Consider the following 14,606-nt stretch of genomic DNA (forward strand, 5'->3'; position numbering starts at 1 on the left):
GCCTATCTCGGTTTCCAACCGTTCTACGTCGACATGTTCGAACACGCGTCGGAACGTGCGATAGCACGGATTCCGGACCCGGCTCACGAAGTGGCACCACCGTCCACCCAGTCTTTGTGATAGCTCCCGCGGAAAGTCTGCTACCTGATCAGCGATCTGTCGGAAGTATGCCGCGCCACCCAGTATGGCGAGCAGTGCGGTGGCGAGTACAAACGAGAGCGGGAAGATGAGCCCTCGTGGCTTACGACCCTCGGGAACGTTCGCGAACAGTTCCAGCAAGCTTGGAAGCGTATCCTCTAATTCTGGATCGACAGGTGTTTGCGATGACGACATGCGCCCGTGAGACAATACCGCCGGATGGCCTTCTGCCGGGAAGTTGGTTCGTTTTGGCGATCGCCACTATTCCCGGTCGGGAGGCCATCTCCAGCCCGCCCATCAGACCCACAAGATGGCTACACTCTGCAGTTGCCGCTACATCAAGTGATCTTGTCGCTGCCCTGGCGTACCCCAGGCCGTTCGAGGTAGATCGCCGGATTTTGCCTGGCGCCCAGCCGATCGGCGGCAGCTCAAGATCGATGCGGAGACGGACGTTGGCATGAAACCGAACCGCTGAGCGGAACGGTGGCGCCCTTTGGCGTGCCAGCGTTCGGCCAAGCGAACCAACGTGGACGGGGTGATATCTGATGGGCGATCACGGGTCGACACGGCCGCAATCTCCGCGATTCAAACTGGTGCTCGCTGACCGGTCACTTTCCAGCTATGACGTCGCGTTGGTCAAGAATGCCGCCGAACCCCTTTATGCACAGCTCTACACCCAGCTACGGGCCGCGATCGTCGCTGGTGACCGGCGGATCGCCGGCGCGCGGCTGCCGTCGTCCCGGGAGCTCGCCGGTGAGTTCGGCGTGTCCCGCAACACCGTCGTACTGGCCTACCAGCGGTTGCAGGAGGACGGCTTCGTGCGCGGGATGGCCGGCGGCGGCACCGTGGTCGCCGATCTGCCGCCGCTGGCGTGCGACCCGCCAGCGCCCGAGCCCGTTGTCGCCGCCGTCCCGGCCACCGTCGAACGGGCCCCGTACGGGCTGCCCAACTCGGCGTTCCCGGTCGGCGTCCCGCCGGTCGACCTCTTTCCGACCGCGCTGTGGGCCGGCCTGACCAGCCGGCGGCTGCGCGCGTCCGGCGTGCGGGTGCTGCTGGGCTCCGGCCGGCTGGGCTACCGGCCGCTACGCGAGGCGATCGCCGGCTACCTGTGGGTCGTGCGCGGTATCCGCTGTTCCCCCGATCAGGTGATCGTCACCCGTGGCCTGGGCGCCGGGTTGGACCTGCTCGGCCGGGCACTGCTGCGGGCGGGTGACCGGGTGTGGTGCGAGGAACCCGGCTACTACCCGGGGTGGGACGCGCTGGCCCGGCACGGCGTGCGGCGTGACCCGGTGCCCGTCGACACGGACGGGCTCGACGTGGCCGCCGGCCGGGCGATGGCACCGGAGGCCGCGATGGCGCTCGTGTCCGCGGCGTGCCAGATGCCGCTGTCGGTGACGATGACCGCGCAGCGCCGCACCCAGTTGCTCGACCACGCCCGCGGCACCGGCATGTGGATCGTGGAGCACGAGAGCGACACGCCGTTCCTCGGCCGGCACGCCAGCCGCCCGCTGGTCGCCGACGACCCGGACGGCCGGGTGATTCATGTCGGCAGCTTCGACACGGTGCTGTTCCCCCAGTTGCACGTGGGCTACTGCGTCGTGCCGGTCGGACTGATCGACCCGGTCGGCCGGGTGCTGTGTGAGAGCGGCGCGCAGGCATCCGGCCTCACCCAGGCCGTGCTCTCGGATTTCCTCAACCACCACCGGTTCGCGCGGTTCATGATGCGGATCACGTCGGCCTGCACCAGCCGGCGCGACGCGTTGCGCGATGCCCTGCTACGACTGCCGGGAACGCCGCTGGCCATGATCGGCGACGGCGGCCGGGGTGCCTGTCTCACCGCGTTGTTCAGCCGTGACGTCCGGGAGGACGCCCTGCTCGCCGACGCGGCGCGGCTGTCGCTGCGCCTCGAGCCGCTGAGCCGCTACTTCAGCACACCCGCCCCGGCGACCGCCGGCCTGCTGCTGGGCTGCGCGGCGGCACGCGAGGAGGCGATCGGGCCGGCCGTGCGCCTGCTGGCCGGCCTGTTGCGTCGCCACGGGTCGTAACGCTTGGTTTGGTACCGCAGCCCGATCCCACTTGGACCTGTGCAGACGTGCCGGAATCGGGCAACCATGGAGCAGGTTCGAATTCACCGTCCTGTTGCGAACGGGACGTCTCCCATGTCGAAGGCAAGGAGAAACGCCTGTGTCATCACGGAATTTTTACAGTTTCCCCAGCGAATACGACGACGAAATCTACTGGGCCCGGGTAGCGCGCAATCTCGGCTGGCTGGGCGACACCGACGAACAGGCACGGGCCCGGCAGACCCAGCTCCGTGACACCGTTGTCGGCGTCGCCGGGTGCGGCGGCATCGGTGGCAGCATGGTGGACCGGCTGGCCAGGCTCGGCGTGCTGCGCCTGCGCATCGCCGATCTGGACACGTTCGAGTACTCCAACATCAACCGTCAGCTCGGCGCCGGATTCGACACCATCGGCAAGAGCAAGGCCGAAATCGTCGGCAGTATTGTGCACAACACGGCGCCGGACGTCGCGATCGACGTGTGCACGAAAGGGATCACCGAGGAAACGGCCGATGAATTCTTCGAAGGCTGTGACTTCGTACTCGACGAGATCGAGCCCTACGAGTTCCGCGCCCGTTACGCGTTGCACCGCGCGTTCCGCCGGTCCGAGAAGTGCAAGTTCATGATGACCGCGCACGTCTACGGCAACCGTACGTTCCTGTGGAAGTGGACCAAGGACTCGATGCCGCTGGAGGAACTGCTCGGCGTGCCCGAGGACGCCGAGGTCAACCCGACGACCGCCAAGCAGTTGATGAGCCGCCTCATCCCGGAGTGGCCGACCTGGCCGGCCGACGACATGCAGCGTGGCTGGCTGATCGACAAGACCACGTGCCCGATCATCCCGGGTGCCCCGCCGATGGCGCAGGGTTTGCTGTTGGAGCGCCTGATGTTCGGCATCCTCGGCATCGAGGATCTCGGTGACAGCATGAAGTTCCCGCCGTCGCCCGGCTACGCGATGATGGATTCTCGTACCTGGACCGCGAAGGTGGTCGAGGGCCAGTGGTGGTGACATGAGCGTCCCGACCGCCGGGCTGCTCGCCGTCGACCCGATACCGCGTAGTACCAACGGTTTCGCTGGTCTGCACGTGCTGTCGATGTCCCAGTACGGCCCGGACGACCTGTGTCTGCTGTTCGCGGCCGCCCAGGACATGCGCGTCATCGCGGCGACGGGCCGACTCAACCGGTCCCTCACCGGGCGGCTGTTGATGTCCGCTTTCTTCGAACGGAGCACCCGCACCCGCCTCTCGCACGAGGCCGCGATGATCCGGCTCGGCGGCGGCGTGTCCGGCTTCGCCGATCCCACGGTCACCAGGGCCGGCGGATCGACCAAGGAAAGCGACGACGACGTCGCCAGAATGCTGTCGCTGTACGCGGACGTGGTCGTCGTGCGGCACCCGGTCACCGGTTGGCCGGCACGGATGGCCAAGCTGTCGCACGGCGCCCTCGTGATCAACGGCGGTGACGGCGTCGGCGAGCATCCGACACAGACGCTGGTCGACCTGTTCACGCTCTGGCAGATCTTCGGTCGACTGGACGGACTGCGGATCGTGCTCACGAACGACCTGCGCATGCGGTGCACGCACTCGTTGTTGTTGGGTCTGCGGCACTTCGGCTGCACGGTCTACGGAGTGTGTGCGCCGGGCAAGGCCCCCGACGACGAGACCCTGGACGTCATCCTGCGCGACGACCTGCCGGACCTGTTGCCGCACGTGGACGTGATCTACTCGTCGCCGACGGTCGCCGCCGAACTGCCCGGCCAGGACAGCGGCGTCGTACTCGACCGGCGCCTGCTCGACATGTATGCCAACGATCACGCCGTCGTACTGCATCCGCTGCCGAGGCGGGCCGAACTGGCGACCGATGTGGACGACACCCGGTTCAACGGCTACTGGACCCAGGCGGCCAACGCGGTGCCGGTCCGGATGGCGCTGCTGTCCCTGATGTTCGACATGATCCCTTGAACAGTCCCGATTTCCCCTGCGCAGAAAGGCAAACGAAATCATGTTGCGTACGTTCATGAACTCGAAGATCCACCGCGCGACGGTGACCGACAGCAATCTCAACTACGTCGGCTCGCTCACGCTCTCCCCGGAACTGCTGGACGCGGCGAACATCGGCATCCACGAGCTGGTCAGCATCGTGAACGTCAACAACGGCGCCCGCTTCGAGACGTACACGATCCTGGGCACCCCGGGCGTCAACGAGGTCGTGGTGAACGGCGCGGCTGCGCGCCTCGTGCAGCCGGGCGACAAGGTCATCATCATCTCCTACGCCCAGCTGACCGAGGTCGAACTGCTCACGCACCAGCCGACGGTCGTGCACGTCGACAAGGAGAACCGGGTGCTCGAGCTGGTATCCGCGCACTGAAACCGAAATCAATGAGGTTGTTCACGCAGGGGAATCCCGGCCAGTCTTCGGCGTGTTGACCTGAGCGGCGGTCTATTTGTTGAGAGAATTGGGTCACCAGACTCAAAACTCGAACAAATGGGCCGCCTTACGTGCGTTACACCACAGGACTTACTCGCGAACGCATCGTGAATCTCTGCGCGATCATCTATCGTGGCACGGTGGACGAGGAACAGACGTGTCCGCAGATCCTGGGATTGTTCAAATCCGGCAGTGGACTGGCCGGACGTTGACCAGTTGGGTGAATCGACTTGACACGTTTACTGTGGCCCCCTCGCCCTGGCGAGCATGTCCGCCGGAGACTCGCCGGACATCAGGTCGCCCAGTGCCGCCCTGCTGGTGAACACGCGTAGTTCCTCGACCGTCTGGTTGTAGTTCAGGTCCTCGACCGCCTGGATGTCCCACTCCACCAGGCCCGCATAGGGTGCGACGATCGCGGCGACTTCACGCGAGGTCCCGACCTCGATCAGCACGAAACCCGCCAGTCCGCTGGGAAAGGTGAACCAGGCGCGCACATCGGCCGGCCGGTTGGTGCCCGCGTCGTGCTGGCGCAGGAGCCGTCGGGCCAGGTCGCCGGCACGGACCTTCGGCAACGCCCGGTAACCGCAATACCACATCATCGAAACTCATTCCTTCCAGTCGGGTTGCGTTGTCACGCACAGGTTTCCAGCACGATCTGCCGCGCGACGGCCCGGCGCAGGGCCACGTCGCCGGCCACGACGACCGGCCGGCCCAGCACCCGGACGGCGAACCATTCCGCGGTCCATCGGCCGATGCCGTGCAGCCTCGTCAGTTCTGTGATCACTTCCTGGTCGTCCAGCCCGGCCCGCGTTGGTAGACGCAGTCGGCCGTCCCGCAGCGCAGTGGCGACACCGATCAGGTAGCTCGCCTTGCGCTCGGACAGTTGCAGGGCCCGCAACTCGGCCACGGTCGTACCGGTGCCCGTCCAGCGTCAGCACGTGGATCAGGCGGTCGCCGTCCCAGCGGTCCAGTAGGTCGTCTCCGTTGCGGCGCAAGAACTCCACCGACGCGGCCACGTCAACCGGTCCGGGCAGCGGCACGGTGAGCCGCCGCGTCTGGCCGACTCCCGCGGTCACGACGTGCCCGCCGTGGACAGCACGTCCAGGAGTTCCGCGTAGCTCAGGTTCTCCGCGGCGGCCAGCGCGGCCGACTGGCCGGTGGTGAGCAGGTCGGCGGCCGCGTCGCGCACCGCCGCCATCCCGAGACGGTAGAGCCTCGAACCCGTCGACAGCCGGCAAACGCCCAGTTCGGCCAGCACGTCAACCGGCGGCAGACTCGGGTCGGCCAGCAGGTTGAGCGGCGTGCCGGCCAACTCGCCGACCAGTTCGGCGATCAGGTCGCGGGCCTGCTGGTCGGGCACGTCCGGTCCAGGGAAGCCGGGCACGAACACGCAGTCCGCGCCGGCCTCCGCGTAACTCCGCAACCGGTAGACCGCGTGGGCCAGGCGGCAGTCCGGCCGCCCGATCCGCCGCCAGTAGACGTCGGTCCGCGCGTTGACCACGATCGGCACGCCCAACTGGCCGGCGGCGGACCGCGCGGCGGCGATCCGCGCGGCGTGCTCCTCCTCGGACCGCAGTTGGTTGGGTTGGCCAGGCAGGCCATCCTCCAGGTTCACCCCGACCGCGCCGGCGTCGATCACCGAGGCCACCGAGTCCGCGACCTCGTCCGATGTGCTGCCGTATCCGGCCTCCAGGTCCACGGTCACCGGCAGGGCGACCGCGCGGATGAGCTGTGTGATGGCGGCCAGCAGTTGGTCCAGGCTCAGCAGTTCGCCATCCGGCAGGCCGTAGCCCGCGGCCATGCCGGCGCTGGTGGTGCCCAGCGCCCGCACCATAGGCACCCTCGCCAGCAACGCCGCGCTGCCGGCGTCCCACGCGTTGGGCAGCACGAGGACACCGGGCCCGGCGTGCATGCCGGCGAACCTCCTGGCCATGGCCTGTCGGGTGACGAGCAGCTCAGAGTCCATATCGGACGGTCCCGTTCCCCAACCAGCCGGCCCAGGTGCGCCTTTCTTCCGCCAGCCGGTCCAGGGACGTCGCCCGCCTGCCGTTGCCATCACACACACCTCCCGGTTGGTCAGTAGCCAGACAGCAGCCACTGGACCCGGGACAGCTCCTCGGCGGTCCCGTGGCACAACAGCCGACCGAACGGGGTCGCCCGGCGGCCCCACATGAACAGCAGCCGGGCGGCGGGGTCGCCCTCGATCAGTGCCTCGCCTGCCGGCTCGACCGCGGCTATCGACGGCTGGCCGCGATTGACGGTGACCAGCAGATCGGGTTGCCCGGTCGCGCGGATCCGGGCCTGCAGCGGTGCGCCGAAGCCGGCGCCGGTCGCGATCCCGCGTGCGGTCATCGGCAGCGGACCAATGAAATTGACCACGTGCATGAAGAGTTCCTCTTGGGACAGCAGTTTCTCGCTGATCTCGTCGCCACCCACCAGGTCCCAGCGGTGCACGGCACACTCGTCACGTTGGTGCTTGATGAAACTGGTCGCGTGCGCTTGGCGCTTCGTCCAGAGCAGCACCGGATCCGGCTCCTTGTCGAACAGTTCCGCGAGGCTGGCCCGCATCCGCCGTTCGCCCTCCTCGAAGGCCCGCATCAGGTCCGGCGCGGACAGCACGCGGAACTCCGGTTCACGCTCGTCAAAGGTCCTGGTGCGCTGCAGTGGCGTGCCGGCCATGTAGTTGTCGACGTGCCGGGTGATCTCGTAGTAGGTGCCGGTCACGTGCGCGGCCAACGTGTGCACGGTGCGCCCGGGGCACGCGGTCAGCGCATTGGGTAAGCTGGAGTCGAGCGCGGTCAGAAATTCGGCCGCCTCGAGCGGCTGCTGGCCGGTGTCGTTCGTCATCGGTTCGGCTCCCTGGTGCGTTCGGATGCATTGAAGGAAACGGCCGGATCCGACCTGTGCCGCGTCAGCAGTTCCAGGCGAGGTGAAAGATCTCGGCCAGCGCCACCTGGCCCTGCGGGGTGACCTGCACGCTGCGGCCGACCGTGCGGCGACGGATCCACGACGCGGCAACGAAGTGGTCCATGATCGCCCGGCCGAGCTGTCCAGCGAGATGGTGCCGCTGCTCGCTCCAGTCCACGCAGTACCGGATCAGCGGGCGGTAACCGTCCGGGATCATGACGCCGGCATCGTGCGGGAACGTCCAGCCGGCCGGGGTGAGCGAATATTCCACGTCCCAGCCGTAGCCGGCGACCCGGTCCCGACCGCGGCCAGCGCCCTGCCACCGTTTAGCGCCATCAGCACCCGACGCCGGGTCCGATCGGCCAGGAGGGTCCCGATCTCGGCGATCTCGACATCGCCGAGAACCGCCTCGGTCCCCGTGCGCATAGTGGACATTGCCAACCCTGACCGTTACGTGCTCGCCGAGCTGAGCATCAGGCGCCGGTCACGCGAATCCTCGGCCGGAATGCCCGCCTCGCGGACCGCCTCGATCAGCGTGTCCCGCAGGCCGCCGATATCGGCGAGGGTGCCGAAGAACGCGTCCGCGAGCACGTCGATCACCGCCGACGCCCGGAACAGGTCGACGCCTTTGCTGGCCAACCGATCCAGATCGGCGTCGGTCAGATAGCTGAAATAGCCCGCGTTCTCCTTGTCCTGCGGCCGGGCCGGCACGGGTTGTCCGGCCGAGACCCGGTGCATGAGGTCCAGCATGAGGCTGGCCGAGTCGGTGGCGTGCGCCATCATGTTCTCCAGGAACGAACGCGAATAGCTCAACGGGAAGCTGGCCTGTCCGACCACATCGCCGGTGTCGAGCTCCGCGTCGACATGATGCATCGTGAAGCCGGCGCGCGGCGCGCCATCGATCATCGACCGCGCGAACGTGGTGACGCCCCGGTAGAACGGCAGCAGGCCGGGATGCGCGTTCACGAACAGGGAACCCGGCCGGCTGAGCGTGTCGATGATGGGCTGGCGGAACTTCTGGTAGCAGCGGACCGACACGGAGATGTCCAGGTTCTCATCGGCCAGTCCCGCGACGAACTCGGGGTCGTTGACATCCTTCACGTCCCGGACAGTGGACCCGGGGGGCACCAGTGCCCGCCAGCCGGCCGGGGTGTTGAAGTAGTCCGGTGCCGGTGTGCCGAAGTTGTCCACATACGGATACACGTGCTCCTGCAACAACACGTGCTCGACGAAGTACAACTGCCATAGTCGTCGCGGGTGGTTGCGATGGGGCCGCGAATGGGTCAGGAAGACATGGACGGTGGCTCCGGAGCGGAGCAGAATCGGTAACAGCCGATTGACGGTGATATGGCTGGTGATGTCGCTGTTCAGGAAGAAAGCGACCCGAATCGGGCGCCCCAGCTTGCTGAGGACTAATGGGGATACTGGTGCCGCGGGCGGCATTGTCGACTCCTCAGGCTTTGATGCGTGAATGGGTCGAGCGCAGATCGGTTACACTGGTCGCAGGAACGACCGACTTTCCACGAGAATGCAACGGGTGTCACGGGCATGCGCGAAGTTCGCCTTCGCGTCCGGGTCGGCGGCCAGCCGCTCCCGGTAGCGCTCGTAGTCGGCGAGCGAATCGAAATTGATGAGCGCCTGGGCGTAGTTGTTGGCGCCGTCCTTGGGCAGGTAGTACCCGACGAGCTGGCCGCCGCAACGCTCGACGATCGGCGGCCACGTGGTCGCGTACTTCTCGAAGTCGTCAATGCGGAACGGGTCGAGCGTATACTGAATGCAACAGGTGATCATTTGTTGTGCACCTCCTGGTTCTTCCCGGCACGGCTGGGGTTGCGCACCTTCAGTAGTGCGATCAGACAGCCGAGGAATTCCACCGCGCAGCTCACCAGCAGCGCGCCCCGCAGGCCGCTGAGGAACGCGGGTCCATGTATCGCGCCCGCGCTGATGACCGCCAGCGTGGTGCCCATGACCGCGACACCCAGCGAGGAGCCGAACATCCGCACCAGGTTGACGATCCCGGACGCCAGCCCGGCCAACTCGGAGCTCACGGCGGACACGGCGACGCCGACTACCGGCCCGGTGTTGCCGGCGAGCCCGATGCCGACGATCACGAAGGAAATCTCGATCAGCCAGATGTTCCCGTCGCCGCCGACCACTGCCCAGAACAGCACGCCGACGCCCATCGCGAACATCCCGGTGATCATCGGCAACCTGGGCCCGTAGCGGGTGGTGAGCCGCCCCACGACCGGCGAAAGGGCCATGAACACCAACGGCATCGGTAGCATCTCAAGGCCGGCGACCAACGGCGTGGTACCACGCTCCTGCTGGAACGCGAGGCTCACCAGCATGAACAGGCCGTACATCCCGAACGTCATGCACCCGGCGACCACCGAGGCCACCGGCAACTGGCCACGGCGCACCAGATTCAGCGGCACCATCGGGCTGGGATGCCGGTTCTCGACGTAGAAGAACAGCCCGGCGGAGAGCAGGCAGACCACCACACACCCGATGACCGTTGGCGATGTCCAGCCCAGATTCCGACCGTCCACCACCACGAACGTCAGCAGGCCCAGGGCAACCGTGCACAGCACCTGGCCGCGGACGTCCAATCGGCGGGCGTTCGGGTTGCGCGACTCAGGCACGTTGGTGAACGCCAATATCAGCGACAAGATGCCGATCGGCACGTTGACCCAGAAGATGAAGTTCCAGTTGATCTCCTGGACGACCAGGCCACCGATGGTCGGTCCGGCGGCCACGCCGAGCCCGGCAACCACCGACCACGCGGCCATGGCGCGGTTGCGCTCGCGCTTCCCGGGAAACGCGGTGGCCAGGATGGCGAGGCTCTGCGGCACCATCAGGGCCGATCCGACGCCCTGCACCACACGGCCGGCGAAGAGGACCGGGATGGTGCCGGCCAGCGCACACACGATCGAGCCGATGATGAACACGGCGATGCCGATGCGGAACAGCAGGCGTCGGCCGAACCGGTCACCGAGCGTGCCGCCGCTCATCAGCAGCGCGGCGTAGGTGACGCTGTAGGCGATGATGATCCCCTGCTGGGCGTCCAGCCCGCCGCCAAGCGCCCGCCCCATCGCGGGCAGCGCGAGGTTGATGGCGGTGGTGTCGACCTGGCCGAGAAACAACCCGAGGCAGATGGCGAGCAGGGTCAGAATCGGTCTGGCCATCGGGTCCCGACCAGGTGGCCCAGCTGATGTGGACTCGGCGGCTGATCGTTGGATCGTCATGCCCGTGACGCTATCGCCGGAACGGTTCGACCCAGGCCGAACCGACATGGGCTGCTCGCTGAACTGGGTAAACGTGTCTCGATGCGAACGGTTGCCAACCGATCGGATGAACCAGTCAACGCTGCAGCACCGTCGGACGCCGGGAGCCGCTTGTCGTCCTGAGTACCGCGACGCAGCCGTTCCGCACATAGTTCTCGGTCGCGGCGAACATCATCGCGATCTCGCCCACGGGCCGCTCCTGCACCGACGCGCGTCGACCTGGTGGTCTTCACCAACCGCTGCGTCTTCGAGGGCCAACCATCCGCTATCCCATCAGGGATGTTTCGAGGGCGGCTTGCCGATCGGGGTGCACGATGGCGAGCAGGCGCTCGTAGCGCTCACGCAAAGAGCGTCCGCGCAGATCTGCCACGCCGAACTCGGTGACGATCACACCGGCATCCGCGCGGGCGGTGCTGACCGGGCCGCTCAGAGTGGCCACGATGCGGGCCGCAGGCAGGGCGACTATGGGCAGGCCGCCGGGGGATGCGGCGGCACCGCGCAGGAAGTCGGCTGCTCCACCGACAGCGCCAACGTAGCGGCCTCGAGCGACCTCCGTGTTCGTCTGACCCGTCAGGTCCACTTCGATCGCGGTGTTGATGGCCACGAATCGTTGCTGGGCCGCGAGGGTGGCGTGGGCGTGGGTGTACCGGGTGTCGGCAAGACGGATCGCGGGATTGCGGTGGGCGAAGGTGAACAGGCGGTCGGAGCCGATCAAGGCGCCCGCCACCGCGCGGCCGCGGTCAAGAGTCTTGCGGGCATTGGTGACTACGCCCGCGGCCATCAGATCAGCGACCCTGTCGTTGATCAGTCCGGAGTGGACACCAAGGTGGCGGTGGCCGGACAGCTCCGCCAGAACGGCCTCGGGCAGCGCGCCGATCCCCACCTGCAGGGTCGAGCCGTCCTCGACCAGGCCAGCCACCGTCTTGGCGATCCGCCGCTGGAGCAGATCCGGCTCGTCACGGTTCGGACAGGTGGGCGACCGGGAAGTGTGGATCACGACATCCAGGTCCGCCGCGGTCAGGGTCCGGCTGCCATGGGTCCACGGCACCGCTTCGCTTACCTCGGCGATCACTGTCCTGGCCGTGTCGATGGCCGCGGGCAGATACTCCTCGGCCAGTCCCAGGCTGTGCCGGCCGACCGAGTCCGGCGCGGGCAGCGACAGCAACACCACGTCGACCGGCAGCACACCCGAAGTGATCAGCCGCGGAAACGCCGAATAATGGCAGGGCAACACATCCAGCACGCCCGCCCGATCCAGCGACCGGTTCGCGCCACTACCGGTGTACGACACGAACCGCACATGATCGGCGTGTTCCGGGCGTACCGTGTCCGACGTCGGCACGCCAAGAAAACACCGGAAGCCACCGATCCGGGCACGCTGGGCCATCAGCTGCTCGGTCAAGGTCCGTGGCTCGGCGCACGCCTGGCCCCAGAGCACCGTGTCACCCGGACGGACATACCGAGCGAAGTCCACTGTGGTCACTCGACGACCCCGGTGGCCCGCAGCCGGGTGATCACGGCCGGGTCATAGCCGAGTTCGGCCAGCACGGCGCCGGTGTGTTCGCCGAGCGCCGGAATCGGGTCCATCCGGGCCGCCACGTCCGCGAAGCCGATCGGCGGCAGGATCGTCCTGACCGGACCGACCGGCGACCCGACCTCGCGCCATCGGTCCCGGTCGCGCAGTTGCGGGTGGGCGGCCAGGCCGTGCCCGTCGTTGACCGTCGCGTTCGGTATCCCCACCTCGTCGAGCCTGCGGACGAGATCGGCGCGATCGAGCCGCGATGTCGCCGCGACGACCGCGGCGTCGACGTCCGCGCGGTTGGCGACCCGCACCTGGTTCGTCGCGAACCGCGGGTGGGTGGCGAGCTCGGGCCGGTCGAGCACCTTGGTCGCCAGCAGCGCCCAGCCGGGATCGGTCTGCACACCGATGATCACGTCACCACCGTCACGGGTGGGAAACGCGCCATAGGGCACGACCACGGGATGGCTCAACGCCGAACGCTCGGGCGGCGCACCGGCGTACAGCGTGGTGTACATGACGTGCGCCATCCACTCGGCGGCCGCGTCGAACATCGTGACGTCCAGGGACGCCCCCTCGCCGGTCCGTGCCCGCCGGACCAACGCGGACAGCACGCCCGAGAACGCGTACATCCCGGCGGCGATGTCGCAGATGGGCGTCCCCACCTTGACCTGGGTCTGCGGGGTCCCGGTCACCGAGATGATCCCGGCTTCCGCCTGCACCAGCATGTCGAAAGCCCGTTTCCCGCGGTAGGGACCGAGCTCGCCGTACCCGGAAATGTCCACCGTGATCAGTTTCGGGGCACTGGCCCGCAGCCGCGCCTGGCCGAAACCCAGACGCGCCGCGGCGCCGGGCGCCAGGTTCTGCACGAAGACGTCGGCGTTGGACACCAGCTTCGCCAGGATGTCCCGGCCTTCCTGCTGCTTGAGGTCGAGCGCCACCGACTCCTTCGACCGGTTGAGCCACGCGAAATGGCTGCCGAGGCCGCCGCGGATGGCCTGGTCGTAGCCACGGGCGAAGTCGCCGCCGCCGACCCGTTCGACCTTGATCACCCGCGCGCCGAGGTCCGCGAGCTGACGGGTGGCGAACGGCGCGGCCACCGCCTGCTCCAGCGCCACCACCACAATCCCGTCAAGGGGCACCATGCTCATCTCCCGTCTCACAGCAGCGGGATGACCCGGTCACCGATCAGCTTGATCGCGTTCTCGACGTGCTCGGACGGCATGCCGCGCCATTGCATGCGGAGCAGGAAAGTATCCGTCCGCAAGGCGTCCGCGTGCAGTTTCAGGCCCTGCGCCACGTCTTCCGGGTCGCCGACGATGACCCGGCTGAGCAGCAGCTCCTGGAACCTGTCCACCTCGCCCTTCTCGCGCAGCACCTGAGTGAAGAGTCCCCAGTCGCGGAAATGCGCATAGCTCTTGGCCAGGTAGGGCATGGCCAGCTCGATGGCCTTCGCCCGGGTCTCGGCCACGAACACGTTGCGCAGGATCGGCATCGTCGGGATCTGGTCGCCGGTCAGCCCTTTGCCTTGCAGGAACGCCTGCTGGATACGGACCTGCCGGTCCAGCGGCACATGTGCGCTGAGCACCATGCTGTCGGCGAGCGGGGCGAAGGTGCGGGCGGTGCGCGGGCTGCTGGCGCCCAGCAGGATCGGCGGGCGGGGGCGTTGCACGGGCCTCAACCCGAGACGTACCGGCCGTCCGCCCACCTCGATCTCGTCACCGCGCAGCAGTGCGTCGAGAGTGCGCAGGCCATGCTCGAACGCGACCAGCCGGTCCGCCTTGTTCCTGCCCAGCGCCATGAACTCCGCCTCGACCCAGCCGGGCGCGACCCCGACCGTGAGCCTGCCGCCGGTGAGCACATCGAGGAACGCGACCGACTCGGCAAGCAGGACCGGGTCGAAGAACGGCACGAGAACAGCCGTCAGAGACAACTTCAGCTCGGGCACTTTGGCGGTGAGATAGGACAGGAACTGGATCGGCGGTGGCCATTGCAGGTCGCCGAGGGAGAGGTGCTGCCCGACCGACGCACCGGTCAGCCCATGGTCGGCGGCCAGCCGCGCCTGCCGGATGTGCTCGTCGATCCTGGGCGGCAGCGGCGTCTGGCTCGAGTACTCGGCGTTGATGAACAGCTGAAGCTCCACGTGCGCTCCCTGAGCGTGGGGTCGGGTGGGTGCCCCACCGACAGTCACAGCCCGCGCTCGACGACCGCTCAAGCAGCTCTGGACCAGTGCCCAACACGATCTGTGGCAGGGCCACAGCCGCGTCCCGG

The 14,606-nt window shown here is 67.6% G+C and carries 15 protein-coding genes and 1 pseudogene; 4 read left to right on the forward strand and 12 right to left on the reverse strand.

Annotation, left to right across the window (positions count from 1 at the left end; translation table 11 throughout):
• Positions 1-3 precede the first annotated feature (3 nt).
• A pseudogene (locus tag EV192_RS57325) lies at positions 4-333 on the reverse strand (transposase family protein); the annotation flags it as partial.
• 398 nt (positions 334-731) lie between these two features.
• On the opposite strand from EV192_RS57325, the gene EV192_RS09430 reads away from it, so the two are divergent.
• The 4 genes from EV192_RS09430 to panD all read left to right on the forward strand — a co-directional run bounded on the left by EV192_RS09430 (position 732) and on the right by panD (position 4,565).
• The gene (locus EV192_RS09430; protein WP_165960309.1) at positions 732-2,183 is read left to right on the forward strand and encodes an aminotransferase-like domain-containing protein; all 1,452 of its coding nucleotides are present in this window, start codon (positions 732-734) and stop codon (positions 2,181-2,183) included.
• 139 nt (positions 2,184-2,322) lie between these two features.
• The gene (locus EV192_RS09435) at positions 2,323-3,207 is read left to right on the forward strand and encodes a ThiF family adenylyltransferase (RefSeq protein ID WP_207925954.1); all 885 of its coding nucleotides are present in this window, start codon (positions 2,323-2,325) and stop codon (positions 3,205-3,207) included.
• 1 nt (position 3,208) lies between these two features.
• Entirely contained in the window at positions 3,209-4,159 is a 951-nt protein-coding gene (locus EV192_RS09440; RefSeq protein WP_132113476.1) for an aspartate/ornithine carbamoyltransferase family protein, read from the forward strand.
• 40 nt (positions 4,160-4,199) lie between these two features.
• Complete coding sequence (gene panD / locus EV192_RS09445; RefSeq protein ID WP_132113478.1) at positions 4,200-4,565, forward strand: aspartate 1-decarboxylase; 366 nt, start codon at positions 4,200-4,202, stop codon at positions 4,563-4,565.
• A 299-nt stretch (positions 4,566-4,864) separates the two neighbouring features.
• On the opposite strand, the gene EV192_RS09450 is transcribed toward panD, so the two are convergent.
• The 11 genes from EV192_RS09450 to EV192_RS09500 form a co-directional block, all read right to left on the reverse strand.
• Entirely contained in the window at positions 4,865-5,224 is a 360-nt protein-coding gene (locus tag EV192_RS09450) for a hypothetical protein (RefSeq protein WP_132113480.1), read from the reverse strand.
• A gap of 32 nt (positions 5,225-5,256) precedes the next feature.
• On the reverse strand, positions 5,257-5,532 hold the full coding sequence (locus tag EV192_RS09455; RefSeq protein WP_132113482.1) for a DNA glycosylase family protein: 276 nt from the start codon (positions 5,530-5,532) through the stop codon (positions 5,257-5,259).
• A gap of 165 nt (positions 5,533-5,697) precedes the next feature.
• Complete coding sequence (locus EV192_RS09460) at positions 5,698-6,591, reverse strand: isocitrate lyase/PEP mutase family protein (protein WP_165960310.1); 894 nt, start codon at positions 6,589-6,591, stop codon at positions 5,698-5,700.
• Positions 6,592-6,701: 110 nt separating this feature from the next.
• Positions 6,702-7,472, reverse strand: a complete 771-nt coding sequence (locus EV192_RS09465) for a maleylpyruvate isomerase N-terminal domain-containing protein (protein WP_132113486.1) — start codon at positions 7,470-7,472, stop codon at positions 6,702-6,704.
• 64 nt (positions 7,473-7,536) lie between these two features.
• Positions 7,537-7,803: a hypothetical protein gene (locus EV192_RS09470; RefSeq protein WP_132113488.1), complete on the reverse strand. Its 267-nt coding sequence runs from the start codon at positions 7,801-7,803 to the stop codon at positions 7,537-7,539.
• Between the two features lie 179 nt (positions 7,804-7,982).
• Complete coding sequence (locus EV192_RS09475) at positions 7,983-8,771, reverse strand: formyltransferase family protein (RefSeq protein WP_165960311.1); 789 nt, start codon at positions 8,769-8,771, stop codon at positions 7,983-7,985.
• A 252-nt stretch (positions 8,772-9,023) separates the two neighbouring features.
• Positions 9,024-9,323: an NIPSNAP family protein gene (locus EV192_RS09480; protein ID WP_132113492.1), complete on the reverse strand. Its 300-nt coding sequence runs from the start codon at positions 9,321-9,323 to the stop codon at positions 9,024-9,026.
• A complete protein-coding gene (locus tag EV192_RS09485; protein WP_132113494.1) occupies positions 9,320-10,777 on the reverse strand; it encodes an MFS transporter in 1,458 nt (485 codons plus the stop codon). The genes EV192_RS09480 and EV192_RS09485 overlap by 4 nt, the downstream gene beginning before the upstream one ends.
• 304 nt (positions 10,778-11,081) lie before the next feature.
• Positions 11,082-12,299 carry an acetyl-CoA hydrolase/transferase family protein gene (locus EV192_RS09490; RefSeq protein ID WP_243726747.1) on the reverse strand — a complete coding sequence of 406 codons (1,218 nt, stop codon included), beginning with the start codon at positions 12,297-12,299 and terminating at the stop codon, positions 11,082-11,084.
• Complete coding sequence (locus tag EV192_RS09495) at positions 12,296-13,486, reverse strand: CaiB/BaiF CoA transferase family protein (protein ID WP_207925955.1); 1,191 nt, start codon at positions 13,484-13,486, stop codon at positions 12,296-12,298. Before EV192_RS09495 ends, EV192_RS09490 begins: the two co-directional genes overlap by 4 nt.
• A gap of 8 nt (positions 13,487-13,494) precedes the next feature.
• The gene (locus EV192_RS09500) at positions 13,495-14,478 is read right to left on the reverse strand and encodes an LLM class flavin-dependent oxidoreductase (protein WP_165960312.1); all 984 of its coding nucleotides are present in this window, start codon (positions 14,476-14,478) and stop codon (positions 13,495-13,497) included.
• Positions 14,479-14,606 lie beyond the last annotated feature (128 nt).

It is taken from the genome of Actinocrispum wychmicini, assembly GCF_004345645.1.
Lineage (GTDB): Bacteria > Actinomycetota > Actinomycetes > Mycobacteriales > Pseudonocardiaceae > Kibdelosporangium > Kibdelosporangium wychmicini.

What these genes read in the sequence shown, in the direction of transcription:
- EV192_RS09440 (WP_132113476.1), top strand. Translation starts at nt 3,209, where the DNA reads ATGAGCGTCCCGACCGCCGGGCTGCTCGCCGTCGACCCGATACCGCGT.
- panD (WP_132113478.1), top strand. Translation starts at nt 4,200, where the DNA reads ATGTTGCGTACGTTCATGAACTCGAAGATCCACCGCGCGACGGTGACC.
- EV192_RS09450 (WP_132113480.1), bottom strand. Translation starts at nt 5,224, where the DNA reads ATGATGTGGTATTGCGGTTACCGGGCGTTGCCGAAGGTCCGTGCCGGC.
- EV192_RS09460 (WP_165960310.1), bottom strand. Translation starts at nt 6,591, where the DNA reads ATGGACTCTGAGCTGCTCGTCACCCGACAGGCCATGGCCAGGAGGTTC.
- EV192_RS09465 (WP_132113486.1), bottom strand. Translation starts at nt 7,472, where the DNA reads ATGACGAACGACACCGGCCAGCAGCCGCTCGAGGCGGCCGAATTTCTG.
- EV192_RS09480 (WP_132113492.1), bottom strand. Translation starts at nt 9,323, where the DNA reads ATGATCACCTGTTGCATTCAGTATACGCTCGACCCGTTCCGCATTGAC.
- EV192_RS09485 (WP_132113494.1), bottom strand. Translation starts at nt 10,777, where the DNA reads ATGACGATCCAACGATCAGCCGCCGAGTCCACATCAGCTGGGCCACCT.
- EV192_RS09495 (WP_207925955.1), bottom strand. Translation starts at nt 13,486, where the DNA reads ATGAGCATGGTGCCCCTTGACGGGATTGTGGTGGTGGCGCTGGAGCAG.